This window comes from Xenorhabdus anantnagensis (assembly GCF_028598555.1).
In the GTDB taxonomy this organism is placed as follows: Bacteria; Pseudomonadota; Gammaproteobacteria; order Enterobacterales; family Enterobacteriaceae; genus Xenorhabdus; species Xenorhabdus anantnagensis.
Genome location: NZ_JAQRFN010000038.1, coordinates 1 through 23,038 on the forward strand (window position 1 = coordinate 1; position 23,038 = coordinate 23,038).

Consider the following 23,038-nt stretch of genomic DNA (forward strand, 5'->3'; position numbering starts at 1 on the left):
GGGGCACGGATTTTTGTATCATTTTCCGAATTGCCTCAGTCAACTGGGCATCATCAGATTGACTGGGTTTAATTTCCGCGGCAGCCAGTGCATTTATTAATTCTCGCTGAACACTGTTAAACCACGCCGCATCCAATATGGTTGGCGCTACACCTGCCGCCACATTACCGTTGGTAAATTCACCGTTTCCGTCCGCGGTATTTGTAATATCACCAATTTTTAGCATAACGAATCCTCACTCAATGAAGGTGATTAATATTTAAATTTAATTAATGACTGATTACGGGTTGTAACCGAATTGCAGAATGGTGTGAGACGGGCTAATTTTCTGAAATTGACATTCGAGTTTTTTATTTCCCCACGAACGTAATGGATCGCCGCAATAACTGCCGCCCGCCACGGCATAATTGATCGTTGTCGCAGGGGAATTAATCCGCCAGACAAACGGCCAGTCGTCGCCGTTAATCGCTGCACCACATGCAGACATGCCTGCCCGTGCCTGCCGAAACTCGGTGATGGTGATTTTAAATCCCAGTTCAGCAGCCAAATCAATAAAATACTGGTTCGACTGACCGCCAGTTCTCAACAATTTAGAGACAACCGATTTTTGCCGTAATGAAACGCTGTCAATTTCGCCAATCGCGCAATCATCAGGCAACCCCAATGTTTTCTCCCATTCAGGCAACATAATCGTTGCGGTTGCAGGAAAACCGCCATCCAGTAACGCATGTGCATCCTGATCACTGCGATGATAGCTGCTGGCGTTAGCCCGAATCACCGCGCTCATGACTGAATTGGGTTGGCGCGTCCACGCCATGCCCGTTGGCAATAATCCGTTCAACGCGGCAGTATAATCATTCACACTATACTGTTTCATGTGTATTTAACCTCGCCCCGCACGGGTAATTGCCCGACCGACAATTCAATATTTTCTGTCGGAGACGAAATCACAAATCCTGTCGTTCCCGGCACATCAGCAATTGCATATTGCAGATCGGATATAAAAATTTTCCCGGTTCCGTCCGGATTGCCATTCTCAAACAACACATTATCAATCGCGGCCGCGATTTTATGGGTTATTTCTGTGCCAGCATGTGCAATACCACTGATATTAAAATCAATGATGCGTTTTATCGGTGATAATACCCAAACTAAGGCCGTTGTAGGGCGAACCCGATAAATATAATCAGCCACACGCAATTGATCGCCCGTCGCATGCACAACATAACCTGACTCATGGGCTGAAACACCCTCTGTGCCATTGGGAAAACCACCCTGTCCATTGTTGTCACACATGATGTAAACACCTACTGTGCCCGCACCGACTGCCCGGCCTCTGACCCACGTGCGGGTGACGCCCGGTACAGACAACGCCCACAGTTTATAATCATCATCAGAGCCGCCCTGGGGTGACCCCTGATAGGCCAATAGCATGCGAGAGCGAAAATTTGATTCGCTCTCAATATCAGCACCGCCCGTTATGGGTGCAATCGCCGTTCCCTCAACATCAACACCGGCAATACTCTGATCTAACGTCAATACTGTACCCAATGGCGCATTACCGACAACGCCCCCACCTGAAACATTGTCAGTGATATCAGGCAATATTCCGATAATACTGACAATTCCACGCCCACGGGTATCAATACGAGTTTCTGCTGCCGTCTGATACTGATAACCATCACCCCGGTTTAAAATTGTATTGACAGGAATAATAGTCTCCGCAACCCCCGTAAACTGGAATTGCTCACACCGGGCAGCAGTCGCCGGTTTTCGGAATATTTTTTTCAACGCAGCCCAGCCTGACAGCCATTCATCCGTTGACGTAAACGGCGTTGTTTGCCGGGCAATATAATCGAGGTAACCGTAATGCAGATGCGCCATCCCAGCGTCCATATCAGCCAGCACACCCATATTGGAAAATCGCAATAACGGGCCGGTTTTCTGTAATTCCGACTGCAAAAAACTGCGGTTCTGCTCGCGTAATTCGGTCAGTGTTTTTCGTTTAAATGGCATTTTCTCGCTCCCATACCCAAAAAAACCGCAAATCCTCATTATCCCGCCCGGGGCGCTGATAACGAATGATCATATTCAATCGACTGGGCCAGACAATCTGGGTGCCAATGTCGATAGAATCAGCCACCCCATCATCCAGCATCCATTGCAACGCTTCACGCGCATAATCCTCGGCGGCCAGTGCAACTGCCGTAGTGAGTTTTTGTCGGTGCAATAGCCACAACCGAGAGCCGATTTGATAATCCGTACCACTATCGCCCCACCACCCCCGGCGATCATTGCCGTCAATGACATCATCCGCCCGCGCCTGTCGGTCAGTAAACAAACTGATAATAATCGCGGTTTGCAGGTCGTTACCTGTGACTAAATCACCGCGGCCAACCAGCCAATCGGCATGGATATTGTTGACATCCCACCATGACGTTATGTCACTCATTTCACTGTCGCTCCTGTTGTTCTGCTGGTCACGGTCGAATCACCTGATCTCACTCCGGGGACGGGATGGGTATGTTCGTTATAGTTATCACGGAGCTGCTTCATGGTGGCGTTATTGCTGTTGCAGTTATCAATAATATCGCCGGAAACCCGTAACACGGGCGTATTCAGCAAAACCGCTGTCGAGGCATTAACTGTTACCTGAGACGCATTATTAACCGTTATAGGCTGTCCCTGCGCCTCGACTGTAATTCCTGATTCGGTCAGCAAAATATGCAACCCCCATTGGTTATACACCACCACCTCACCGGGATTTAACCCCTTATGCCGATATTGTTGATGATTACTGCCAATCACCACCGCATTAGAGCGGTCACCCCCTAAAAATGCGAGGACAACATCGGTTTCCGCTGGCAACCCGGACGAAAAACCAAATTCAGCGATCCGCTTTGTGTTATCGCGGACTTCCATCACGGTTTGATACTGAACCTGCTGGATGACGCCACTGTCATTGCAGGTGGTCACACGCCCCAGCCCCAACATCATCATGGCACGGCGATACAAATTTTTAACGTCCATAATTACGTGTCTCCATAATTGTCTCGTAGAATTCATAGGGCTGAACGGTAAACGCCGCAGGGGGCATCAGGGTTAACTCAGCTCTTGTGCCATCATCTTTATTGCGAACGTAGGACACTTCTGACAATAGCCACTGCTCAGACTCCAGCCCGAAAACAGGCAAATGAATCGGGATCAATGTATTGGGTTGCCACAATGCCCCGCTGATATCACGCCAGCTATCCACCAATACTTTCAATACTTTTGAACGTCCATAGCGACGGTTCATTTCCCAGTCGACGGCTTCCTGTTGCCGCTGGTGTGAATGCAGTGTGCTTTCGATAATGGTGACGTAATTGCGGTAGCGCATCTTTTCCGCTTCGGGGTCTTTTGCGGAGGCAATTTCAACCACTTTATACCCCTGCCCCTGAGACAATTCACTCAGGCCGCTGACGTTCATGGACAGGCCACTGTACTCCGAGAACCGTTCATTCATGGAGGATTGGTAGTCCGCCATTTCAACGTTTTTACCCTGTTCAACGCCACTCGCCGCCACGTTGTCACTGACACGGGTTAACAACAGATCCCCATCAGGGGTGTCGTAATACAGCATGGCGGACCAGCGGGTGATACGGTCAATAATTTCCTGTGAGGATTCCCCCCAGTTCAGGGTAAATTGCGGCACGGGCTGCATATCGGTTACATCGGAGGTCACGCCAATGCCGTACCCCTGCGCCAGTTTCTGGCTAATCTGTAACGCCGTCGCGGACGAAATAACGTTCTGCGGCCATTTAGCCGAACAGTCCACAAGATCTTGGCATTTACTCCTGCCCGTTACGCGGATTTGATGTGTTGATTTATTGATGGATGAGTTCCAGATATCGATATAACCAGTGATAACAGGGTCATCGCCCAGCAGAACCTCGCAGGGCTGCCCTGCCTCGACCAGTTGCTTTTCATTGCTACCGGGATAATAGTCCATCAGCATCAATTCAAAATCAGACGGCAGTCGTTCTATACCACGCGTGACTCGGATACTGTCCCAGCCGTAAATCCGTTTGCCGCCAATCACCAATGAGAGTTCATTTGAATTTTGTTTCATTTCCGCAACGCCGTAAATTTGACCGGCATAAAGGCCGGGTGACGGGGGTTGGTCGCCTGTATTAACTCATTACTGCGACCAGCATTCTGATAAATCCGGTTGGCCACATTCAATGCCGGTAATATTGTCGGCAAATTGAACTGAGCCAGTCGGCCTGATTCAGCGCCGTTCAGTTCTGCACTGGTGACGAACTCATGTCTCAGCGTTGTTAACGCCGCATAGATCTCATCCATACCCAAATCACCAGACATCACTAGCGCGGTATTCAACGCATGGCACACACGCCGCTGTAATTCGTTCGCACCTTGCGTGTTCGCGGGTGTGATTTCACTGGCAACCTGAGCCATTGCCCCGGCAGATAACACAACCAGGAATAAAACCGTCATGTTGGTCACATGGCGATCACTATCACTCGGTTGATATTGGGTGTTTTGAAATGCAGATAAATTTTCAAAAATGGCGATTTTCTCTTCCGTGCTGCCCGCTGAACGGATAATCGCATCCACGACGCCCTGCGCTGCCTGACCGAACCCGTCAACAGTCAACGAATGTGTCATTTTATCGATAGATTCAGCGATAGATTTGCGCCCCATGACAACCGCCGCTGTAGCCTGTTGAATAATTTCAGCATCATGCCGGTTCTGATTATCACGAGACCTGACGCCCGTGGCACCAGATACCGCACCGCCAATTTTCCCACGTTGATAGCGCCCATAGCGTTCTGTACCAAACGTTGTTTTCAGCATATCACTCAGGTTCGTCACCTCATCCACTGAACGTGTAATCATTCCAATCCACTGATCGGCTGTCGATCTGATGATTTTCATACCCCACACCACGGAGCGAATTTCACCCCGCACCATTGAGACATATTTCGCCAACGTCGTGGTGTACGTTCGCAGCCAGTGATTTTTAACCTCGGTTGCAGACTGGGTACTGTTGGTGACAGCAAAAACCTGTAGCCCGGATTCGATGACCGTCAGGGTGAACTCAAACACCCGCCCGAACTCGGCACTCTCAGTCATGCGCAGGCCGCTTTCGGTCACGCTGACCGTCAGTTCGCCCAGCGTCGGGTGTACCAACGTCCCAGTTGAACCCGTTTCACAGGCCGCAACCAGATTTTTACGCTGAGTAATAACATCCGGTGCGTGATAAACCGCGCTGCCCTGAATGATAAAACCGCGCAGGGTGATTTTTCGGGTTGCCCGGCCTAAATCCTCAATCCATGCGGTATCGCGGTAGGGGTATTCATGCACCGCCTGACGGCGACCGAATACACTCTCACCGGAAACCACCGCAAACGGCACACCGCGAAATGAGGCAGGATGTAAATGTTCTGACCATTTCCATGATGAGTCATTGCCACCCCCCAGCAATGAGGAAATGGCATCTTTAATAAATGCCATACATACTCCTCTTAAATTTGGACATAAAAAAACCGCACGAGGCGGCATAGATTTAAGTATAAAAACCCGCGCGGAGCGGGTTAGTTATATAATTTATTTCTACTTATGATGTCGACTATATTATCGCTATCATAATTTAATTTTTTTCAAATCTTGTATGGCATAGGCCGTATCGGGTATTGTTTCAGGAGCTAAATGTCCCAGCCTTTCGAAAAACTTGATTGCATGATCCCGCATTGCAATTAAAAATTCATTTTTCTCGATAGACGTTTTCACCTCTGGACGGAACGGGCGACGCACACTGACACATACTCGTCTATTCCCTTTTAAGGGGATGAACTTCACTTCTATTGGTTGATCAGGAAAGCCACATTCAAATTCTTTATTTTCATAGACTAATGATAATCCCTCTGTGAAATAACCCCAAAGGTGATTGGTATCATCCCACATTGATTTAGTGATAAGAGGCTTACCGTTGATAGTTAATTCTAATGCGCCTTCAACATAATCAATGTCGTCTATATCGTCTTTTATATTTCCTTCATATTGGAAAAAATCAATAAACTCATCTCCAATTTTAATATATGAATTAATATTTATATTTTTCATCTTGCCTCTATTCTACGATTGGATAAAATTGGGCTATTCTTCCTCTATTAAATCCAACTCTATACCAGTGACCTTTATACCGTCCTTTAATTTGATAAAACTTTTTACCGCCTTTTTTTATTAAAACATCTCTGTTTTCATGCATTATACTCTGAATGACGTAAACAATCTCCTTTACTGACATATCAGGCGATAAAAAGCTTTGCGTATCTTTAATTGAGCCATTCCAGAAACAAGGATGATGCCGCTCCAGAATATGTTTCATGCCCCTTCTATCTAATTGAAACGTTTGATTTCCAAAATGATAAATTTTCCTTTTGAATGAATTCAGTTCATTAACGACTCTGTGTTTACAGGTTTTCTTACCGGGAACTTCCAAAGAATTCGCATGAGACAGTGAACCGAATGCTACACAAAAAATCGTCAGAATGACGACGAATAACTTTTTCATCATTGCTTCCTGCTTTACAATAAAAAATTGACCACATCACATTAATATGATGTATTTACCATCACTCGCAATTCTGAACATACAGAAATAAAAAAGACATAACAATATTTTATATAAAATTATTTACACTCTGTTTATGAATTATTTATCATCACTCAATCAATGGCGTTAATTTAAAAAATCAATAACTGGATAAACAAAAAATTATTAATTAAATATTTAACGTTTAAATATAAATGTGTAAGGGAAATTTTCCCAATACAAGAGCATTAATGTTCACTTATAACTGATCGTCATGACGATACTATGTAAAGTAGTATCGGAAAATAGACAACAAAAAGCCCCGTAATGGGACTATTTTTGCGGGGTTATCTCTTCAACAAGACACATCACTGGCGTTTTATGGTGTATCGTATGTGCATGATATACATTACATGTAACTAACGCTTTTTTTCCTTTTGATTTCTCAAAGATATCCCACTGTTCTTTTCCAGATATAGCTAGTTGCATCACAGCAATGCCATATTCTAGTGGTTCCATGTCGTCGTAAACATCATCACTTGGCGAAATCGAAATGAGATTATCAAGTCTCAAAGAAGGAAAGCCATCAAATTCACGATTCAAGGTGCCTTTGAACTTTACTGAAGTATTGTAGAAATATGTATTGTTGACCTTTTCACCCTCTCCCCTAGTAGCTGCAATCCGTTGATATATTTCAGATGATCGCCTGTACCAGCCCTGAAGACACTCAACCGTATCGCAGTTCTTTTCACGCAATTTCCAGTTCTGCTTGACTAAAGCTTTAAAGCCGTCACTATTTCCAGTTGAAATCTTTGCTTGGTGATAATCGACATATAGAGCATCATCAGCTTGAGATAAAGCCGGAGTGTTACAAATTAACTTCTCAGCTTTACTCTCTGCTTTTGAACAATCAAAACTTGCAGCATTGATAGTTACTGAGACCAGAAAGCAAATGGTGGTCATTTTTTTTAACATCCCCACCCTCACTTCTCTGTATAAAACAAAGTAACTAACAATCCATACAGGATAATAAAGCATCCTATAATGACGTGGTTTTGCTTGCTTGAGACCAATCCAATGTTCTGAACGGTTTCACCATAAGAAGAAACGGTGGTGCCCATATTCAGGGCCGCAATTAGCCATATAATACCAACCAATAATAAAAAACGCCCAAATCTATGCATTTATAACCTCATTGATAATATGATAAAAATCACATTGATGAATGAAATATAAACTATCTTCAAGGATACTGCATGGAGGTGGTGACTTTCCCTGTAGTTTTTTCTTGGAATCTTTGCCGTTCTCCGGTCTTATTATCGACCAAGGCTATTTCAACCAGAAAAGGCTTATCACCGATGGCCTCCCTGACCACCCTTGCTATGTTCGCAGCGATCAATTCCTCATACTCACTCTCTTTCTTCTGACCGTAGAGTGAAGGGAATGGTTGTTCTTGCCCGTTTGAGCCATATCGCAAACGCTGGTTCTGCAAGTAATGATTTGAACGCAGCCCCGCCCAACGAGGATCATCAATAGACGCAGAAATTCCATTTTGTATTTGTTCCTTGCTGTATGGCTGCTGCCCCAGATTCTCCATTTTTATTATGGCGTTTATCAGTGTTTCAATCATAGCTGGATTATGTAAGTCCATCTTTTCATTTGGGCTAATTCCTAGCTGTTTAGCTGTATAATCAATATATTCCTTCGTATCATTTCCTGCTTTTTTAGGAGCATATATAGGGATAATGTGGTTTAACGTATTCTGACCGCGATCCCCATGCAACATTAGCTGTCTACTCAGTGCTGCTATTCCATCGTGAGGTGTCGCAAATTTCATGTAGACATGGCCGTTGCCATAATCTTTGCCCACCGCATTGGGAGCATCGGTTAAGTTTCCGGGATTATTATTGCGAATACCGCGTGGTTTTCTGGTGTTACCGCCACTCTTTAATGGATTGGGGTAGTTGGGTTCCCGTAAAACAGGTATATCGGGCACCTTTTCACCCACATGGCTGGGCTTTTCATTCGGGAAATAATATGCATTTAATTTTCTGATTAAGTCTGCTGACGCATATTCAAACAATAAATCCGTCTTTTCTTTAAAGCTCAGCGTCTTTCTGAATTCATCATCTTTTTTTGCTTTTTTCAGTAACGCTAATTGGTCGCCGCCGTTATTAAATCCGAATGGATTAGCAAATGCCCCTGCTCCCGCAAAAAAACCATGAACCGGATTTTTGTCTTTAGCGGCTTCTTTCGCTTTGTCCCATTGACCAAAGCCCGTCAGTAACATGTCATCCCTAAATTCTCTCAACGCTCCTGCTGCTCTGGCTTCGACTTCGTTTATGCGCTCACCAAGTTTCTCAATTTGTTCATTGTCCTTATCTTGCTTGGTCAGTCCAAAAACATCTGATTTACTTAATAACTCTTCAATCTTAAATTTGCCATTTATTTTCTGTCCTCCATCTCTCAAAAATGATAAGGTGCGAGGATCTAATCCCAAATGCTCACGCAACGTATCTTGTGTTTCAGGTGCGATGTTATTCCATTTCGCCGCAAGGTTTTTCATTGTCTGGTAAACATCTGCGTTATCATTTTTATTTTTTGCTATTTCTACGCCAATTTTATTCAGTTCAGTTTTTGTGGTGCTATTTCTGTTCGTGAGGGCATTCTGAAGAACGGGATAGAGTGATTCGACAGACTGATCAGCATCATCCATTGAAGCCCCGGTAGAGAGTTGCATAGCCCCGGACATACGGGTAAAATCCGCCACGCTCATTCCTGAGTTTTTTGCCCGTGTACTGCGGGTAATCGCTTCTTTGCCTGCATCCCTCATACCTTGATACAGTTTTGTTGCGCCATATCCTATAGCGCCCACCCCGCCGACGATCCCCCCGTATTTTTTAGCAAGGCCGCCATATTTTGCGGTAAGTTCGCCGACATTTTTTAGTGGAGGAATAATAGCGCCGATGTGCTGAACGTTGTCTTTGGCAAACTGTGACATGTCACGCAATTTATTACTGACGGAACCGACATTATCCAGCGTTTCGCTGCCGCCAAATCGCAATTCCTCACGAACGCCTGCCAATGATGGACGCAGGCTTTTTAACTGCATCTCCATCTCTGCAATCGTTTTGGTAACGTTTTCATCCGCGTTTAATTGAAAATCAAATACATTAGCCATTGCCTCCCCCCGCATTCATGATTCGTTCTGCCTGTTCAGCCCACCATTTCAACCGTGAACGACTCAGGAGCCACGCATCCTGTGGCCCCCATTTATAAAAGTAGGTGACTTCTGCCGCTAGTCGCTGCCACTGTTGGAATCCAGATTTCCCGACAAAAAAAACAAAAGATACTCCCTGCACTGGTTAAAATCGCTGATTGCCATTTTTTTCAATACCGTTTCAGGTACGGCTGATACCAATGCAATTAGCAACCGCATCGCAGGCAGAGAACTGTTATGGTTCTTCGCTTGTGCGTCGTAGAATTGCTCAACTTCTATCAGACACGGCTCCCGAAGATGGATCTCCTGATAAACCTCTTTGCCGTCGTTACTCTCAATCGGTTTACTCAATGTGATAACTTTAGTTTTTTCCATGATTGCCTCTTAATTTTCTGTTACCGAAATACCTTCCCAGCGCACTTCAAATTCAGCGTCTTCACTGCGTACTTCCTGCGTGTTTACCGTCCACAAGCCCTCACCAATGATGGTCTTGCCGTTGGCGAGTTCTGCAACAATAGTGACGTTGGTCTGGTTGTTAAAATCGGCAACCGTGGTGCCGCCAGAGTCACGCACCCGGCAAGAGATGAACGGAGCGGAGGGCTTTTCTTTGTATCCATGCACCGAATCCATGCCGGTCAGCGTTTCACGTGTCACTGTTGAGGGGCTGTAGTTGAAGTCGCCTACAACCATGATCCGCATTCCGTCAACAGAAACGTAGGCCGTACCTGCCAGCCTGTTAGATGTATTTCCCATAGTTACCTCATGCCGTCGGTTGCAAACGGAATTGATTGAGCAGCGCGAACACTCTCAATTGGTTGATCAGTGTGCCCGTCCAGAGAACATCCAGTCGGTTTGGATTGTGTGCGTTAACCTCGACCCGCAACCCCTCAGCAAATGATTTCGAGTCCTGCACATAACCGTTATATTCCAGCGTCCGATACTGAGCGATGAGTTCGGCACGCACTACATTTGGGGTCACAATCGCGGAACCCGCAGCAAACCGTGTGCCATCTTTTGCCAGTTTCATGCGACGAAATTTAGACGTGATCTGTGTGCGAATATAACGAGAGACAAACGCCAGTAAAAACAGCGTTTCTATCTGCAAATAACTGTCATCGTTATCGCCGTACGGGTTTTTCTGGTAGGTGCTAATGACGTTTTCAATCTGCACCGTGCCATCATCAGCCACTGTCACTGTTGAAATACCACTGTGCAGCAGGTTGTTTCGCTCAATCAAATCGAGCTGGTCTTCTGCCGACGGTGCCAAAACGCCCGCCACCGGCACGGTCTGCAACGGCCTACCGGGGTCATTTCTCAGGCTCGGTGCAATCGCCCCCGTTATTGCTGCTGACCAGATGTAATTGGGGGTCGGTGATTTCGTTACCCCTAACAGAGTTTCATGCTGATTGTTGCGGCGCGCGCCGGCATCCGCCAGTTCGCCATAAGTTCCGCTGACGACACTGATCGCATGACCGTACAATTGCTGCTCCCATGACCAGCGCCCGCCCGTATCCGACAAAAATGATTTCAGTTCATCCAGCGAGGCCGTATCGGTATAGGGATTGACGATAAAATCAAATGAACGGTCACTGAGGTTAGACAGGCCGTTTTTCAGCTCGGGTGCGCCTGCACCGCCTGTCATGGGAGTGATCACCAATGCCAGCCCTGCCGGAGTCACCTCACCGCCTGCCTGCCCTCGGTAATTAAGGCAAACGTTGATACCGTTACCGTGCGCACCTTTATTTCTGGCGGTTAATGTCACCGTGTCATGCGCCACAGTTGCGGTCACCGGCAACGAGATTTTACGGTTAATCACGGTGGCCAGTGCCGCCGCAATCTGTGTCGTGTTATCGGTGGCCATAACGGTGACCTGTACACGCTGACCTGCAATATACAGTGAAATAACCCCGGCATTGGTAGGCAGGGATGCGACTTTTACCAGCCCTTTGGCAGCCAGCAGGTTATCCCCGTCTTTCAGGGGCAACACCCACAATTCAGCCGCGGAATCATTCGCTAAATAGGCCGCAACCATGCCATGCAGCAATGAGCCGTGACCATACTGTGATGCCGCCTGTTCTGCCGAAGAAACACGGACCGGAATATCTGGCGTTGCCGTGGCGCTATCCAGCATTTGCCCGATGATGAGCGAGCGTTGGGTCGCAATGGCGCTGTTGGCCATTGAGTTATCAAACTCAACGAAAAACAGCGGCGTTCTGAGATTATTGGGGATATGGGAAAAGGGGATCGCCATTATTCAGTCTCCTGAGCGCCTTTTTTGGCGACTTTGGTTTCAGCTACTGGCTGATAAAGTTCAACGTCACCATCTTTTAACCGGCGATGCCAAAATAGGGTATCCGGCACCTCTGCACCGGATTCGGGCAAAAATTCGCCCCTGACCGGACAGCGAACGAGCCGCCCAGTAACGGGTTTAACAAACATGGGGTTTACTCCAGATTAATCTGATTTTGGGTTCGGGGGTGTGTGCTGGCATCGCTACGGTCACGTCAATACCGTCCAGTGGGTGCGTTTCGATGGGGTAAAAATCCTCCTCACCCTGATAGTATTCAATGTCGATATCCATCAGGAGTTGTGCGAAATGCGATTCACCACTGGCATCAATATCGATTTGCGAGCGAATTTCAGCATATTGCTGAATAACCTGGGTCAATTCGTAACTGTTAATGACAGCCCGTTCAATTTGTTCCCGCAGCGCCTCTAATGCCAGTTCCGCCTGTTCTGCACCGTTATCAATGTCACCGTCAAATTCCTCTATCCTGCCAGTGATCCTGACGGTGGTTACAGTATGAAATTGGGGAACGTTGCGACCCAGCGATTTTTTGTGGTCAAACGGGGTTTGTACCAGAATACACGGGTAATCATCGCCCCGTGTTGACCAGTCGCGTGGCGAGTAGATGCGGGATTGTGCATCCGTTTTCCCGATCAGCGTCTGAACCACCAGATTACGGACTGTTGATGCGTTCATTGTTTGCGTTTAGTCCTGTTGAGTTGCAGATGTGTTCCGCCGTGGCTGTCCGGCTGAACATCACTCACGACGAATTCAGTATTGATGCTGTATACAAACACCCGGTCGGACTGCTGCGGCGGGGATTTGAATACCGCATCACGCACACCCAGCAACGGTTTAGTGGTGTTGATACCGCTATCCCCGTCCAGCGACTCCACCTGCTGGGTATAGGCGCGATCAAACACGCCCATAATGTCGTAGGGTTCGCCGTTCTTGGGTCGCCAGTTCACCCGCTCGGCAAACTGTTGATGCAAAGGGGCCAGCAGATGTTTATCCCAGTCAATCGGCATCAGACCCCCTGTGAATTACCGGATAAAAGCTGCGCCCTTAAGTCATCCAGTCGCATGACAACACCTAACTGAATCAGGCGCTCAGCCTCGTCACCCTGTAAATCGATTACGGTGTTTTCAGGGTAGTCAACACCGTTATGACGAACCGTATTCCCTTTGACAACAACCAGTTCAGGGGCTGCTTCATGAGCAGCCGGCTCGTTATCCGATTCCTCGAATGGAATTTTTTCACCTTTTTTTGGGGTTATATCCTCTGACGGGTCTGTCTGCAATTCGGGCGGTAATTCGCCCAGTTCCTGCTGTGGTTTCTTTGCCATCTCACACCACCGTTGCGCATAAAGCGGCGTTCACCCGGCTGGGAATGACCAGCGGGGCAGATTGCATCATCAGGAAACGCTGTGCGGGATCTTCCTGTAACCACGATTTCGGGGCGTATGCCATCGGGCCATAGTTAAATGCCGGGTCCAGTATTGCCCCAAAGGCACGCGTTCCCATCAGGTCAGCGCCAGACATAATGACCATACCCTCTGGCAACATCGGTTTTTCTTTGCCATCCACCGGGTCGATAAACCAGTCATTGTACACCCACAAATCAAACTGCCCCCAGTGCCCCTTATAGGCGGCGCCTTTCTGCACCTGCGTACCCGGGTTAATCTGGTTACCGTACGGGTTTAATGCTGGGAATTTGATAGCACTATCGGTAACCGTGGTATCCAGCCTAAACGCATTCCATGCCGTCGTGGTAAACACCAGATCGGTTGGCACTGCACCAGAATTTTTCAGAATGCGCTGCGACCATTCTTCAATATCCTGCGTTGGTTGGCTGTTGGTTTTACCTGCATCGACCTTTGTTGGCCACTTATCGCTGCCGCTCAGGGTGACAGTCAGGTCAGCAGAACGCCCGAAATTGACCGCTTTTGTCTCGTAACCTTCGCCTGAAACGGTGATAGTGCCGGTTGTCAGTGCGCTGGCCGCCATCCACTCTAACCGTCTGTTAATCATGTCAATCTGGTCACTTAGCTCAAATTGAATATTGAGCATCTCACGTTCAGCCGCCGTGTACTGACCACCGATGCGCTCCCCAATCTGGCGGCGAATCGGTTTGCGCAGATCTGGCGCACGTTTATCTTTGATGTAGGCGGGTTTGAACGTATTCGTCTGGAATTTGCGTGATTCAACCAGCTTGCCTTGCACTAACGGGGAAACAAACGGGGCCATACGGCGCAAACCGACATCCACGTCAATAGACACTTCTTCGGTGTCAGACTCCACGACATTGGGAAAGAATTTATCCAGCAGCCAGTTCTGACTGGTGATCAGGTTAGGCACAACCTGCACTAAAACGTTGGTGTCATAGATGTTCATACTGTTTCTCATGTTAAAGACGTCACAGTGCCTACGGTGACCGCATTAGACGTCTGTTAAAATTAAATTAGGCCGTTACGCTGTCGCGCAGGAAAATCGAGAATTTGCGGAGTTCGGTGGTTAATTCAGGCAAATTCCAACTCTCATCATAGGTGATACGATGCTGATTAAATTCACCCATCAGATAGACACCGCCGCTAGCGCTGCTTTCTGCGGTATTTACATCATCCACCAGAATGGCACATGGGGTTTGACTACCATCTGTTGCCCCTTTTTTACTGAGCACGTACTCACGGGACGCTGTGATTTGACCCAGTACTGCACCACGTTTCAATACGCCGGATTTCGCAATGGTCACGGTATCAGTAACTAATTGCAGCTGTCCCGCAATGAGCTGGTCAGGCACATAAACCGACTGACGAACACCCGGTTGAAATGGGTTATTGGAAAACTGATCCATTATTTTGTTCCTCTATTGGCGTTGTATAAACCCGTCATCTGCTGCGCCATTGCAGCCGCTGAGCCTTTCGCGGGCTGCTGAGCATCGGGACCCAATCGCACCTGTTGTTCGGCGCGCATCCGGCTGTCCAATGTGACGTGAGTCATGGCTGGCTGAACTGACCCCATCGCTTTTAGTGTGCTGATAGCCTCACTCGCTGACATGCCGGTATTGAGAGCCAGATGTGCTGCCATATCAGGGCGCCCAGCGGCATATTTACTACCAAAGATTTGAGCGCAGCGTTTACGCTCGGCGCGCTGTCCTTTTTTGACATCCTCGTCTTCTTCCGCGTTTTCATCATCCTCGTCTTCTTCCGCGTCGGGGTTGTCGTCATCGTCTTCTGACTTCGCTTTCTTGGCTTTTTTGCCTTCCTTTTTGTCGTCTTGCTCTTCCGCATCCTCCCGATCTTCATCGTCTTCCGCATCCTCTTCGTGCTCGTCTTCTTCGGCGCGACGGCTTTTTGCTTTGCGTGCTTTTTCGTCATCGTCTTCTGACATGCGTGATTTTTTGCCAAACGGGGGAATCAGATGAGCGAATTTTGTTATAGCCATATTAAACTCCAGCCTCTTTCATTAGTGTTTGAAATGCGATATCGGGTGTAGCCACAACATCAGCCAACCCCAGTTGAACACCGTCAGCGGCCAGATAACAGGCCGCCTGTGTGTCACGAATTGTTTTTTCTGTCATCCCACGGTTACGCGCGACGGTAGTAACAAACAACTGACCCATTGCATCAACATCGTTCTGTATTGCCTGTTGTGCTTCCGTGCTTAATTTTATGTACGGATTACTCTCGGCTTTTCGTCCACCATAGGTGATGATCGTGACGGTCAATCCATCGTCTTTAATACGCTGTGACCAGTCACAATGGATAACAATCACGCCGACTGAACCGACTCCGCCTGTGCGCGGAACTGTGATTTTATCTGCGGCACTGGCGATAGCGTAGGCAGCGGAGTAGGCATTTTCCGTCAAAATGGCATGAATGGGCTTTTCACCACGAGAGTGGTAAATCAGGTCAACCAAATCAAAACAACCGGCAACCTCACCGCCGGGCGAATCAATATCCAGACAAATTCCGCTCACATCCGGGTCATTGAGGGCTGTCAAAAATGATTGACGAATGCCATCATAACCGGTCATTCCGCTGTACGGACGCAGAGTTCCCAATTTTTGAACCAGCGTACCCTGTACCGGAATGACCGCTACACCCTCCAACACGTCGTAACCTGTGTCGCGTTTGCGGCGGGAAAATGATTCATCCTCATCATCCCAGTCCATACCGGCCTGAATTTTAGTGATACCGAATCGGTCGGTTAATGCCGCCATGACCACTTCCGCTTTTCGCGGGTGTATCGCCAGCGGCACGTTAAACACCCGCTGGGCTAAATGGGGTAAATTCATGGGTTGAATTCCTCCGGTTTGCTATCGGCGGTCAGGCGTGATTGCGCCCAGCTGGGCAGGGGTAATCCGCGCTCCTGACACACCTGTATTTCATGCGCGCGCTGATCCATAAATTCTTCCCAGTCACCGCCGGCGTTTTCGGCAATTTCGATTTCCAGTGTAGATAGTCCTGCTTCCAGCCCCATGATCACACCTTCTTTTTCCTTGACCGGATCGACCCAACCGCGTCCCGGACCTATCCAGCGGGCACGGCAATACGCTGCACGAGCTTCCAGAAAATCCGGTGCGCCATTGGGCAGGGGTAATTCAGCTGTGTCGTGCAACTCCTCAACGAATGCACTCAGGATCGGCTGGGCAAACCCGATGGAAAAATCGTCACGACGACGGGTCAGGGTTTTCCACGCCTCCAGCATCGCCGCACGGGCAGAGCTGTAGTTCACATCTGACCAGTCCTGTGTGACCTGCTGCGTGGACAGTCCGGTTGCCGAGGCAATGTTGCGCAGTACGGCACTTTCGAATATTTCAAAATTGCTGTGCGGTCTGGCGGCATTGACGGTGCTGATTTTCTCCCCGGGATACAAAATCGGCATGCGTGCCCCGTTTTGCAGGGATAACCGGCGTTCGTTATGAAACTCTACTCGACCGCTCTGATACGCCCCTAAATTCGGATCGTCATTCATGCCCGTATCACCCAATGCCGCCTCGACTGCCGCAGGGTCATAGGGTGATTCGATATAGGCGGCAAAGATGGAATTTAAAATGGCGGATTCCAGTTCGCTTTGGTCATATTTGATGAGCATTTTCAGGCGCTGGACGACGGGGGTTAACATCCCGTTCCCACGATGCTGTGCCCCGCGTTCATGGTCGTAATCATGCACCACATGCGGACGCCCCCACGAGGTCTCACGCGGAATGCGTTTCCACGTCATGGTTTTTTTACCACTCCACCAATCCCCCATATGCGCCTCACGGATATGGTAGGCAACCGGCGCGCCGTCACTGTCGATTTCCACCCCGCCGCGCACGTGCTCCATATCCATCATTTCCTGCGGATTGCTGAGGCGATCGGGATCAACTATCTGGATAGTGGTCGCGTAGCGCCCTCGCCCCTGACCTAATCGGTCAGTACGGTATTGCAGCACCGCCAGTGCGTCACCGTCGAGCAATTTGTGACGAAATGCTAATCGCATCATCTGGGAAACAGTCTGATTTCGTTCCACATCACAATAGCGTCCGGGGTCGTCTGCCCATGAACGCCAATGGGCTTCAACCACTTTGCGGTATTCAGCAGCCCACGTGACATCAAACGATTTATTACCGGTTAACAGTGCCAACATTCGGTAATCAGGTTTCAGAATAGGACGAAAATTAGCCCCAATGGCGTTGTCCAGCACACGGGTAATAGAACCCGCCGCCCAGCCGTCATTACGCGCCAAATCACGGACACGCGATACAATGCGGTCACGATAGATATTAATTTCGTTATCTGGCGACCACAATGCAGGCTGCCAGTTCGCCAGCTGATCACTGAACGAATCGGCGGCATCGTAGGGAACGCGGCTGCCCCCCGTCAGCATGGAATAACGGGGACGGGACGGTGCTAACGGTTTGCCGTCCGGCCCCAGTATTTGAATAGCCATCAGAATCTGAACCTCGCCGGACGCCGCGTACTGATACCTAACTGTGTCTGTATCATCTGGATCAGCGCCAGCAGATGACCTAAATCTGTCGGCTGGTAGGATACCGAACGGGTCCCATCGCCCTGAGAATAGGAAAATGACACACCTTTGTTCCCTGTTGCTAAATCAACGTAAGCAGCCTGCGCCGTCTCCAGCGCAGCCAAAAGCTGCCCGCGGCTCATGCCCGCCAGCAGACTAGTATTGCGATTAAACATAATTTTTCCTATGGCAACATCTGCGAGATGGGTTTGCGTGTCTGGGGTTTATCCGGTTCCTGAATAACAACACCCGGATATTGCAGACTGATTTTGGCCTCCGGTTCAACCGGTGGTGGTTTCAGTCTGCTGGGATTCGCGTCAATCGCACCGGCCAGTACATTGAGTTTCAATCCCAGATACAACAGGCCACATAATGCCGCGTAGCTGTATACCCGACAGTCCAGCGCCTCATTGGCACGTCCGGGAATTTGTTCCCATACACGATAGCGCTGGCCGCCCGTGATTTTGATGACCGAACGTTCCGCCAGTAATTGACTGAAATAATTTAAGTCACGGTCAACCGGAAAGTGCATATAGGCCGGTGCCGGTTCGCCTGCTTCTGGTGGTTCAATATGCAACCGGGCGCGGATTGCGTCTTTGGCCGCATTGACGCCAAGAATAATCGGTTTGAAACTGGATTTACTACGGGGTGTTGGGCGCTTGGTAGGCCAGATCGGTGAACGGGCACCACCTCTGGCTGACTCACCTTTAATCGCCCAAATCCGGCGACCTAGTCGTTCACGGGCAAAATCATAGACCCGCTGAGTATGGTGACCACCGGAATCCATGCAGGCCGCCATGATAGTAAAACCATAACCATCAGCACGCCGCCAGATTTGCTTTAAATACGCATCCAGACGCCGCCACGGTTCGTCGGTCTCCAAATCCCCCTCAATCACATCGTGAGCAATCGACCAGCTTTCTTCATTGCAACCCCATCCGACCACCTCAATCTCAAAACGTCCGTCTTGGGTATCAATGCCTGCTGTTAATACAGCTACACCGTCTGGGACTTCTGCCGCCCAGACCTCGCAACGTTCCAACAGCTTACGCTCACTGAGGGCTTTTTCGCCCCGGTCTTCATAAGGCTCACCCAACACCAAGTTAATAAAGGTTTGCCGCATCAGGGGGTCACTTTTAACCCGCAACCATTCCTTGACCAGATTCGGCCATGCGGCATTCGGGAACAGGCTGTAACCCGCCCAGATATGAAAACCCGCATGACCCGTAAACGGTTTTTCAGCCCGCCACTCCCCGCCTTTGATCATCAGGGGTTTGTCACTGTCATGAATAACGCAGCCGTTATGACGGCAAACGTAATACGCAGTCTCCGGTAACCCGTTGCCATGTTCGTCTTTCTCCCATTTCATGCCGTAAGGCGTATCAGGGCCGCCCCACTCCAACACCTGAAACTCGCCACAGTGTGGGCAGGGAACGTAGTAGTAACGTTGGTCACTGTCCTTAAACGCTTTCTCTATCCGGCTGGTCTCTTTGACGGTAGGGGTTGACCCCAACACAATCTTACGGTTCCAGAATGTCTCAGAGCGTTTGATACCCAATGCTATCTGATCCCCTTCCGCCCCAGCGCCACCAGACGGGTAGCCGTCAACCTCATCAAACAAAATGATTCGACAAGTAATACGGCGAAAGCCGCCCGGTGAGTTAGCTCCCACCAGTGTTAAATTGGCTCCGTTGGAAAACTGCTTCTTGAGAATGGTCTGTCCGCTGTCTTTTGCCTTGGCTTCACCGGCGATCTCTTTGAGTACCGGGGTGTCACGCAACATCGGGGCAATTTCGGTCTTGCTGTAGTCCTCGGCATCCTCCACACGAGGCTGCACCACCAGTATCGGGGACGGATCATGAGACAGGTAATAGCCAACAACGTGGTCTAAGATTTTGGTGTAACCCACGCGCGCCGATTTCATGACAGACACTTGAGTCACGCCCGGATCAGTAATGGCATCCATCATGCCGTCCTGATAACCAAAGGAGCGGAATTTACCCGTCTGGGCACTGTTCTCTTTAGATAAAACAGCGTATTTATTGGCCCACTCGCTTAAGGATAACGGCTCTGGAGGTCTGACATCAGCACGTTTCTGAACCAGTGCACGGGTGAAGTTTTGCCATGCATTACCCCCCCTTTGCCCTGTGTGTACTGTTATCAAGGCTCAACTCCTCCATCGCCTCATGAATAATTTCCTGCAACGCCGTCACAAACTCCGTATCTGTAGACGTTGTCGCCAACGCCCGGAGCCGTGGCCCGTGTTCAGGGGCTATTGCTATCAGACGGGTGCGCATCCGTGAATACTCCTGTCCCACCGCATCAATCATGTCCTGATAGGGTAAGACCGCACCGGATTTCAGGTCGTAATCGTACTGGGTCAACAAGGCCAAGTAGTTTTCCTTCATGGTCCGGGCTTCATCCAGTGACATCGTTGCGCCCCGTTCAGTCAGAATGCGCTCGACAATTTTTGCCGGGGTATCAGGGGCTGGGTTGTTACCCTGCTTGTTACCTTGGGGGGTGTTACCCGGTTTGTTACCTTGCTTGTTACCTTTGGACTTTTTTTCGCTACGGGTAACAGTTTTCCGGTAACGTTCAATGTTGGCATTTGAGGCTTCAACATCAATGTCGTCGTCCGTCATAACCAGCCAGCCACGGGCTTTCCACTGGGTGACCGTCTTGCGGCTGACGCCATGTAATTTGGCAAATTCTGACTGGTTCATCTGTTACCCTCGTGTTACCTGTTACCCAAATTTCAAAAGTTCATAGCTAGTGAAATATCGCGACGCGCAATGCCCGTGTAATATCAATCAGTTAGGAAGGACCCAAAAGGTTTGGAGGTGTTACTATCACATCACTGTTACCTTCTAGTCCCAGCCTCATCAACCCGTCTTTTTGGTCGTGGCGGGGGGCAGGAAATATTGATGGGATATGAACCATTCGACGCCATCAAAATAAATAGAATGACTACCAATGTTATGACTACCGTGATTATCATTCCCATAGTTCAACCTCATCTAGTTGGGACCACGGTCCCAGTTCTATTTTGCTGTCCGAATTGCCTCACTCAATGCCCTATTAATCGCTCGCGGCATTAACGCCTGAGCCATTTGTTGGGCGCGTTCCTGATAACCGAGCACTGGATCAACTGGCAGGGCATCACCGAACCGAATGAGTAATTTTGGTGGTCTTTGTTTCTCTCTCGGTCTGCGTGTGCCATTCGGTGAGCGTTTTAACCGCCTCTTGTTCTTTTTCACTTTCTTGGCTTTCTTACGCTGCCATACGCCATTGACGTTATCTCCGTAGCGGGTTGAGAGTTCGCCAATGAACGTATCCTCTTTGCCTTTCAACTGGTTCAGCTTGTTACGGGGTAAGTTGCCATACTTATTTAGCTTAACGTTTTTGGGGTTAAGCAATGCAGCGCCATTGAGTTTATGCACTCCACCTTGTTCAAACGGTTCTAAGTAGCTGGCTGCGGTTGGTAATACAAATACTTTTGCGGTTAGATCATCCTTACGCGCCCCTTTACTTCTTACCGCCTTAACCGTAAATGGTGTTGGATTTTCGAGCTTGCGTTCGAACGCCACTTTTTGGGCTTTTTCTATCTCACGCGCCACTTGGGTGAGTGCCTGAGCTGTTGCAAATGGGATTTGCTTTCGTATCTTTGCCAGTCGGTTAGCGAGATCGTTGAGATTCGCCATAATCACCCCTCATTCAGCATATTCAACTGGTCTGATTTATATAACCCCGTACTTTTTTAATCGGGACTATATAAAGTTCTGCATAAGTCACTTGTCACCGCCCTAAATATGGGCGATTTCCTTTTTACTGCCGCCAACCAACCCAAGCGCCATCTGACCAAGATCATCAATCAATCTTTCAGCCTTATCGAGAGTAATCAGATCATCTTGTCGCTTTCTCAGTCTGCGGCCTGCATCAGAGGAATCTTCATCAGACGCTCTTTTTGCCAGAACAAGCATGTCTTGCAGTTGCTGGAGGGTAAATCCGAATCCAGATTTCACTTCAAGGTCAGTCATGTGATCGAACACCTGAGCCTGTAACTCATAGCTGTAGCTCATTGCCATCAAGCAGGATTCACGTTTGGGAAATTTATATCCGGGGTAAATCTCGCCGTTCTGTTGGTTCCTTATAGGGTGTGAGAAATTTTTCGCATACCCCTCACCTAGAACTTTAGGCACTTTTTTAGTGAAATCAGAATGACGTAGCTTTTTGTACTTCTTACAGGGAAACGTTAATCCCTCCATCTCAGCTTTTGCCTTACGGTCAACATTGATGTAATCAACCATTTCCAGACTGGTCATGGTGGGCGCTTCTGTTACAGGAAGATTTGTTTTATTAGTTTTGACTAATTTCATCGGGTACTTTTCCTTATAGAAAGCCGAACCTGTTCACACAGAAAAACCGCCCGCAGAAATACCCTATTAATAACGGTTTTCTCAGGCTCGACTTTCTGTAAGGCTCTGCGTTTTTATTGATATGCGTGTGAATGCACGGTGAAAATAAAAATGCCACCAGCCCGTGTGCGTTGGGTACGCGGTGGGTACGGGGTGGCAGCATAGGTTATTCCTGTCGCCACTCAGGGAATGGGGACGGGAATATTGCCTTTAGTTTCAGAGAGTAACTAATTGTTAAGCATTATTCGCTTGTTATTGGGCGGAAATGGGTTTACGTCTTGTTGCAGTTATGTTAACTCAAGCGAAATAGGGAGAATAAAATGAAAAAATTCATTCTTCTTTGCCTAGTGGCCAGCACGACTCTTTTAGCCTCAACACAGATTTCTGCTTCTATTTGTTCGAATCAGAATGATCTTGGCAGATGGAAAGCTTGTATGGAGTGGTGCGTAGCAACGAGCGAAAAAGGCCCGTTCACTATTCCAACTTGTTTATTATTATAATAGA

The 23,038-nt window shown here is 48.4% G+C and carries 27 protein-coding genes and 1 pseudogene; all 28 read right to left on the minus strand.

Annotated features, from left to right (window positions below):
- A pseudogene (locus tag PSI14_RS18215) lies at window positions 1–226 on the minus strand (hypothetical protein); the annotation flags it as partial.
- Between the two features lie 54 nt (window positions 227–280).
- The gene (locus tag PSI14_RS18220) at window positions 281–877 is read right to left on the minus strand and encodes a YmfQ family protein (protein ID WP_273577386.1); all 597 of its coding nucleotides are present in this window, start codon (window positions 875–877) and stop codon (window positions 281–283) included.
- Window positions 874–2,016, minus strand: coding sequence for a baseplate J/gp47 family protein (locus PSI14_RS18225; protein WP_273577388.1), 1,143 nt, complete (start codon window positions 2,014–2,016; stop codon window positions 874–876). The genes PSI14_RS18220 and PSI14_RS18225 overlap by 4 nt, the downstream gene beginning before the upstream one ends.
- Window positions 2,006–2,452 (minus strand): phage GP46 family protein, encoded by a 447-nt coding sequence (locus PSI14_RS18230; RefSeq protein WP_273577390.1) that lies wholly within the window; start codon window positions 2,450–2,452, stop codon window positions 2,006–2,008. Before PSI14_RS18230 ends, PSI14_RS18225 begins: the two co-directional genes overlap by 11 nt.
- Window positions 2,449–3,030: a phage baseplate assembly protein domain-containing protein gene (locus PSI14_RS18235; protein ID WP_273577392.1), complete on the minus strand. Its 582-nt coding sequence runs from the start codon at window positions 3,028–3,030 to the stop codon at window positions 2,449–2,451. Before PSI14_RS18235 ends, PSI14_RS18230 begins: the two co-directional genes overlap by 4 nt.
- The gene (locus PSI14_RS18240; RefSeq protein WP_273577394.1) at window positions 3,020–4,111 is read right to left on the minus strand and encodes a phage baseplate assembly protein; all 1,092 of its coding nucleotides are present in this window, start codon (window positions 4,109–4,111) and stop codon (window positions 3,020–3,022) included. Before PSI14_RS18240 ends, PSI14_RS18235 begins: the two co-directional genes overlap by 11 nt.
- Window positions 4,108–5,517 carry a DNA circularization protein gene (locus tag PSI14_RS18245; protein ID WP_273577396.1) on the minus strand — a complete coding sequence of 470 codons (1,410 nt, stop codon included), beginning with the start codon at window positions 5,515–5,517 and terminating at the stop codon, window positions 4,108–4,110. The genes PSI14_RS18240 and PSI14_RS18245 overlap by 4 nt, the downstream gene beginning before the upstream one ends.
- A 129-nt stretch (window positions 5,518–5,646) precedes the next feature.
- Window positions 5,647–6,126 (minus strand): hypothetical protein, encoded by a 480-nt coding sequence (locus PSI14_RS18250; RefSeq protein ID WP_273577398.1) that lies wholly within the window; start codon window positions 6,124–6,126, stop codon window positions 5,647–5,649.
- Between the two features lie 7 nt (window positions 6,127–6,133).
- Window positions 6,134–6,577 carry a hypothetical protein gene (locus PSI14_RS18255; RefSeq protein WP_273577400.1) on the minus strand — a complete coding sequence of 148 codons (444 nt, stop codon included), beginning with the start codon at window positions 6,575–6,577 and terminating at the stop codon, window positions 6,134–6,136.
- A gap of 354 nt (window positions 6,578–6,931) precedes the next feature.
- Window positions 6,932–7,573: a DUF4431 domain-containing protein gene (locus tag PSI14_RS18260; RefSeq protein WP_273577402.1), complete on the minus strand. Its 642-nt coding sequence runs from the start codon at window positions 7,571–7,573 to the stop codon at window positions 6,932–6,934.
- Between the two features lie 268 nt (window positions 7,574–7,841).
- The gene (locus tag PSI14_RS18265; protein WP_273577404.1) at window positions 7,842–9,779 is read right to left on the minus strand and encodes a hypothetical protein; all 1,938 of its coding nucleotides are present in this window, start codon (window positions 9,777–9,779) and stop codon (window positions 7,842–7,844) included.
- Window positions 9,780–9,896: 117 nt separating this feature from the next.
- The gene (locus PSI14_RS18270) at window positions 9,897–10,193 is read right to left on the minus strand and encodes a phage tail assembly protein (RefSeq protein WP_273577406.1); all 297 of its coding nucleotides are present in this window, start codon (window positions 10,191–10,193) and stop codon (window positions 9,897–9,899) included.
- 9 nt (window positions 10,194–10,202) lie between these two features.
- Entirely contained in the window at window positions 10,203–10,571 is a 369-nt protein-coding gene (locus tag PSI14_RS18275) for a phage tail tube protein (RefSeq protein WP_273577408.1), read from the minus strand.
- A 7-nt stretch (window positions 10,572–10,578) separates the two neighbouring features.
- Entirely contained in the window at window positions 10,579–12,069 is a 1,491-nt protein-coding gene (locus PSI14_RS18280; protein WP_273577410.1) for a phage tail sheath subtilisin-like domain-containing protein, read from the minus strand.
- Window positions 12,069–12,257, minus strand: coding sequence for a DUF2635 domain-containing protein (locus tag PSI14_RS18285; RefSeq protein WP_273577412.1), 189 nt, complete (start codon window positions 12,255–12,257; stop codon window positions 12,069–12,071). The genes PSI14_RS18280 and PSI14_RS18285 overlap by 1 nt, the downstream gene beginning before the upstream one ends.
- Window positions 12,247–12,801 carry an ATP-binding protein gene (locus tag PSI14_RS18290; protein WP_273577414.1) on the minus strand — a complete coding sequence of 185 codons (555 nt, stop codon included), beginning with the start codon at window positions 12,799–12,801 and terminating at the stop codon, window positions 12,247–12,249. Before PSI14_RS18290 ends, PSI14_RS18285 begins: the two co-directional genes overlap by 11 nt.
- On the minus strand, window positions 12,798–13,133 hold the full coding sequence (locus PSI14_RS18295; protein WP_273577416.1) for a head-tail joining protein: 336 nt from the start codon (window positions 13,131–13,133) through the stop codon (window positions 12,798–12,800). Before PSI14_RS18295 ends, PSI14_RS18290 begins: the two co-directional genes overlap by 4 nt.
- The gene (locus tag PSI14_RS18300) at window positions 13,133–13,450 is read right to left on the minus strand and encodes a DUF7210 family protein (protein ID WP_273577418.1); all 318 of its coding nucleotides are present in this window, start codon (window positions 13,448–13,450) and stop codon (window positions 13,133–13,135) included. Before PSI14_RS18300 ends, PSI14_RS18295 begins: the two co-directional genes overlap by 1 nt.
- Before the next feature lies 1 nt (window position 13,451).
- Complete coding sequence (locus PSI14_RS18305; protein WP_273577420.1) at window positions 13,452–14,498, minus strand: major capsid protein; 1,047 nt, start codon at window positions 14,496–14,498, stop codon at window positions 13,452–13,454.
- Between the two features lie 67 nt (window positions 14,499–14,565).
- Window positions 14,566–14,958, minus strand: a complete 393-nt coding sequence (locus PSI14_RS18310) for a head decoration protein (protein ID WP_273577422.1) — start codon at window positions 14,956–14,958, stop codon at window positions 14,566–14,568.
- Complete coding sequence (locus PSI14_RS18315) at window positions 14,958–15,548, minus strand: hypothetical protein (protein ID WP_273577424.1); 591 nt, start codon at window positions 15,546–15,548, stop codon at window positions 14,958–14,960. Before PSI14_RS18315 ends, PSI14_RS18310 begins: the two co-directional genes overlap by 1 nt.
- 1 nt (window position 15,549) lies before the next feature.
- On the minus strand, window positions 15,550–16,401 hold the full coding sequence (locus PSI14_RS18320; protein WP_273577426.1) for a S49 family peptidase: 852 nt from the start codon (window positions 16,399–16,401) through the stop codon (window positions 15,550–15,552).
- The gene (locus PSI14_RS18325) at window positions 16,398–18,041 is read right to left on the minus strand and encodes a phage portal protein (protein WP_370688887.1); all 1,644 of its coding nucleotides are present in this window, start codon (window positions 18,039–18,041) and stop codon (window positions 16,398–16,400) included. Before PSI14_RS18325 ends, PSI14_RS18320 begins: the two co-directional genes overlap by 4 nt.
- Window positions 18,041–18,295 carry a gpW family head-tail joining protein gene (gene gpW, locus PSI14_RS18330; RefSeq protein WP_273577428.1) on the minus strand — a complete coding sequence of 85 codons (255 nt, stop codon included), beginning with the start codon at window positions 18,293–18,295 and terminating at the stop codon, window positions 18,041–18,043. The genes PSI14_RS18325 and gpW overlap by 1 nt, the downstream gene beginning before the upstream one ends.
- 8 nt (window positions 18,296–18,303) lie before the next feature.
- A complete protein-coding gene (locus PSI14_RS18335) occupies window positions 18,304–20,283 on the minus strand; it encodes a phage terminase large subunit family protein (protein ID WP_273577430.1) in 1,980 nt (659 codons plus the stop codon).
- On the minus strand, window positions 20,249–20,842 hold the full coding sequence (locus tag PSI14_RS18340; RefSeq protein WP_273577432.1) for an RNA polymerase subunit sigma-70: 594 nt from the start codon (window positions 20,840–20,842) through the stop codon (window positions 20,249–20,251). The genes PSI14_RS18335 and PSI14_RS18340 overlap by 35 nt, the downstream gene beginning before the upstream one ends.
- 318 nt (window positions 20,843–21,160) lie before the next feature.
- Window positions 21,161–21,820: a hypothetical protein gene (locus PSI14_RS18345; RefSeq protein WP_273577434.1), complete on the minus strand. Its 660-nt coding sequence runs from the start codon at window positions 21,818–21,820 to the stop codon at window positions 21,161–21,163.
- Window positions 21,821–21,922: 102 nt separating this feature from the next.
- Window positions 21,923–22,495, minus strand: a complete 573-nt coding sequence (locus PSI14_RS18350) for a Rha family transcriptional regulator (protein WP_273577436.1) — start codon at window positions 22,493–22,495, stop codon at window positions 21,923–21,925.
- Window positions 22,496–23,038: the final 543 nt, after the last annotated feature.

What these genes read in the sequence shown, in the direction of transcription:
- PSI14_RS18220 (WP_273577386.1), bottom strand. Translation starts at nt 877, where the DNA reads ATGAAACAGTATAGTGTGAATGATTATACTGCCGCGTTGAACGGATTA.
- PSI14_RS18225 (WP_273577388.1), bottom strand. Translation starts at nt 2,016, where the DNA reads ATGCCATTTAAACGAAAAACACTGACCGAATTACGCGAGCAGAACCGC.
- PSI14_RS18230 (WP_273577390.1), bottom strand. Translation starts at nt 2,452, where the DNA reads ATGAGTGACATAACGTCATGGTGGGATGTCAACAATATCCATGCCGAT.
- PSI14_RS18235 (WP_273577392.1), bottom strand. Translation starts at nt 3,030, where the DNA reads ATGGACGTTAAAAATTTGTATCGCCGTGCCATGATGATGTTGGGGCTG.
- PSI14_RS18240 (WP_273577394.1), bottom strand. Translation starts at nt 4,111, where the DNA reads ATGAAACAAAATTCAAATGAACTCTCATTGGTGATTGGCGGCAAACGG.
- PSI14_RS18245 (WP_273577396.1), bottom strand. Translation starts at nt 5,517, where the DNA reads ATGGCATTTATTAAAGATGCCATTTCCTCATTGCTGGGGGGTGGCAAT.
- PSI14_RS18250 (WP_273577398.1), bottom strand. Translation starts at nt 6,126, where the DNA reads ATGAAAAATATAAATATTAATTCATATATTAAAATTGGAGATGAGTTT.
- PSI14_RS18255 (WP_273577400.1), bottom strand. Translation starts at nt 6,577, where the DNA reads ATGAAAAAGTTATTCGTCGTCATTCTGACGATTTTTTGTGTAGCATTC.
- PSI14_RS18260 (WP_273577402.1), bottom strand. Translation starts at nt 7,573, where the DNA reads ATGTTAAAAAAAATGACCACCATTTGCTTTCTGGTCTCAGTAACTATC.
- PSI14_RS18265 (WP_273577404.1), bottom strand. Translation starts at nt 9,779, where the DNA reads ATGGCTAATGTATTTGATTTTCAATTAAACGCGGATGAAAACGTTACC.
- PSI14_RS18270 (WP_273577406.1), bottom strand. Translation starts at nt 10,193, where the DNA reads ATGGAAAAAACTAAAGTTATCACATTGAGTAAACCGATTGAGAGTAAC.
- PSI14_RS18275 (WP_273577408.1), bottom strand. Translation starts at nt 10,571, where the DNA reads ATGGGAAATACATCTAACAGGCTGGCAGGTACGGCCTACGTTTCTGTT.
- PSI14_RS18280 (WP_273577410.1), bottom strand. Translation starts at nt 12,069, where the DNA reads ATGGCGATCCCCTTTTCCCATATCCCCAATAATCTCAGAACGCCGCTG.
- PSI14_RS18285 (WP_273577412.1), bottom strand. Translation starts at nt 12,257, where the DNA reads ATGTTTGTTAAACCCGTTACTGGGCGGCTCGTTCGCTGTCCGGTCAGG.
- PSI14_RS18290 (WP_273577414.1), bottom strand. Translation starts at nt 12,801, where the DNA reads ATGAACGCATCAACAGTCCGTAATCTGGTGGTTCAGACGCTGATCGGG.
- PSI14_RS18295 (WP_273577416.1), bottom strand. Translation starts at nt 13,133, where the DNA reads ATGCCGATTGACTGGGATAAACATCTGCTGGCCCCTTTGCATCAACAG.
- PSI14_RS18300 (WP_273577418.1), bottom strand. Translation starts at nt 13,450, where the DNA reads ATGGCAAAGAAACCACAGCAGGAACTGGGCGAATTACCGCCCGAATTG.
- PSI14_RS18305 (WP_273577420.1), bottom strand. Translation starts at nt 14,498, where the DNA reads ATGAACATCTATGACACCAACGTTTTAGTGCAGGTTGTGCCTAACCTG.
- PSI14_RS18310 (WP_273577422.1), bottom strand. Translation starts at nt 14,958, where the DNA reads ATGGATCAGTTTTCCAATAACCCATTTCAACCGGGTGTTCGTCAGTCG.
- PSI14_RS18315 (WP_273577424.1), bottom strand. Translation starts at nt 15,548, where the DNA reads ATGGCTATAACAAAATTCGCTCATCTGATTCCCCCGTTTGGCAAAAAA.
- PSI14_RS18320 (WP_273577426.1), bottom strand. Translation starts at nt 16,401, where the DNA reads ATGAATTTACCCCATTTAGCCCAGCGGGTGTTTAACGTGCCGCTGGCG.
- PSI14_RS18325 (WP_370688887.1), bottom strand. Translation starts at nt 18,041, where the DNA reads ATGGCTATTCAAATACTGGGGCCGGACGGCAAACCGTTAGCACCGTCC.
- gpW (WP_273577428.1), bottom strand. Translation starts at nt 18,295, where the DNA reads ATGTTTAATCGCAATACTAGTCTGCTGGCGGGCATGAGCCGCGGGCAG.
- PSI14_RS18340 (WP_273577432.1), bottom strand. Translation starts at nt 20,842, where the DNA reads ATGAACCAGTCAGAATTTGCCAAATTACATGGCGTCAGCCGCAAGACG.
- PSI14_RS18345 (WP_273577434.1), bottom strand. Translation starts at nt 21,820, where the DNA reads ATGGCGAATCTCAACGATCTCGCTAACCGACTGGCAAAGATACGAAAG.
- PSI14_RS18350 (WP_273577436.1), bottom strand. Translation starts at nt 22,495, where the DNA reads ATGAAATTAGTCAAAACTAATAAAACAAATCTTCCTGTAACAGAAGCG.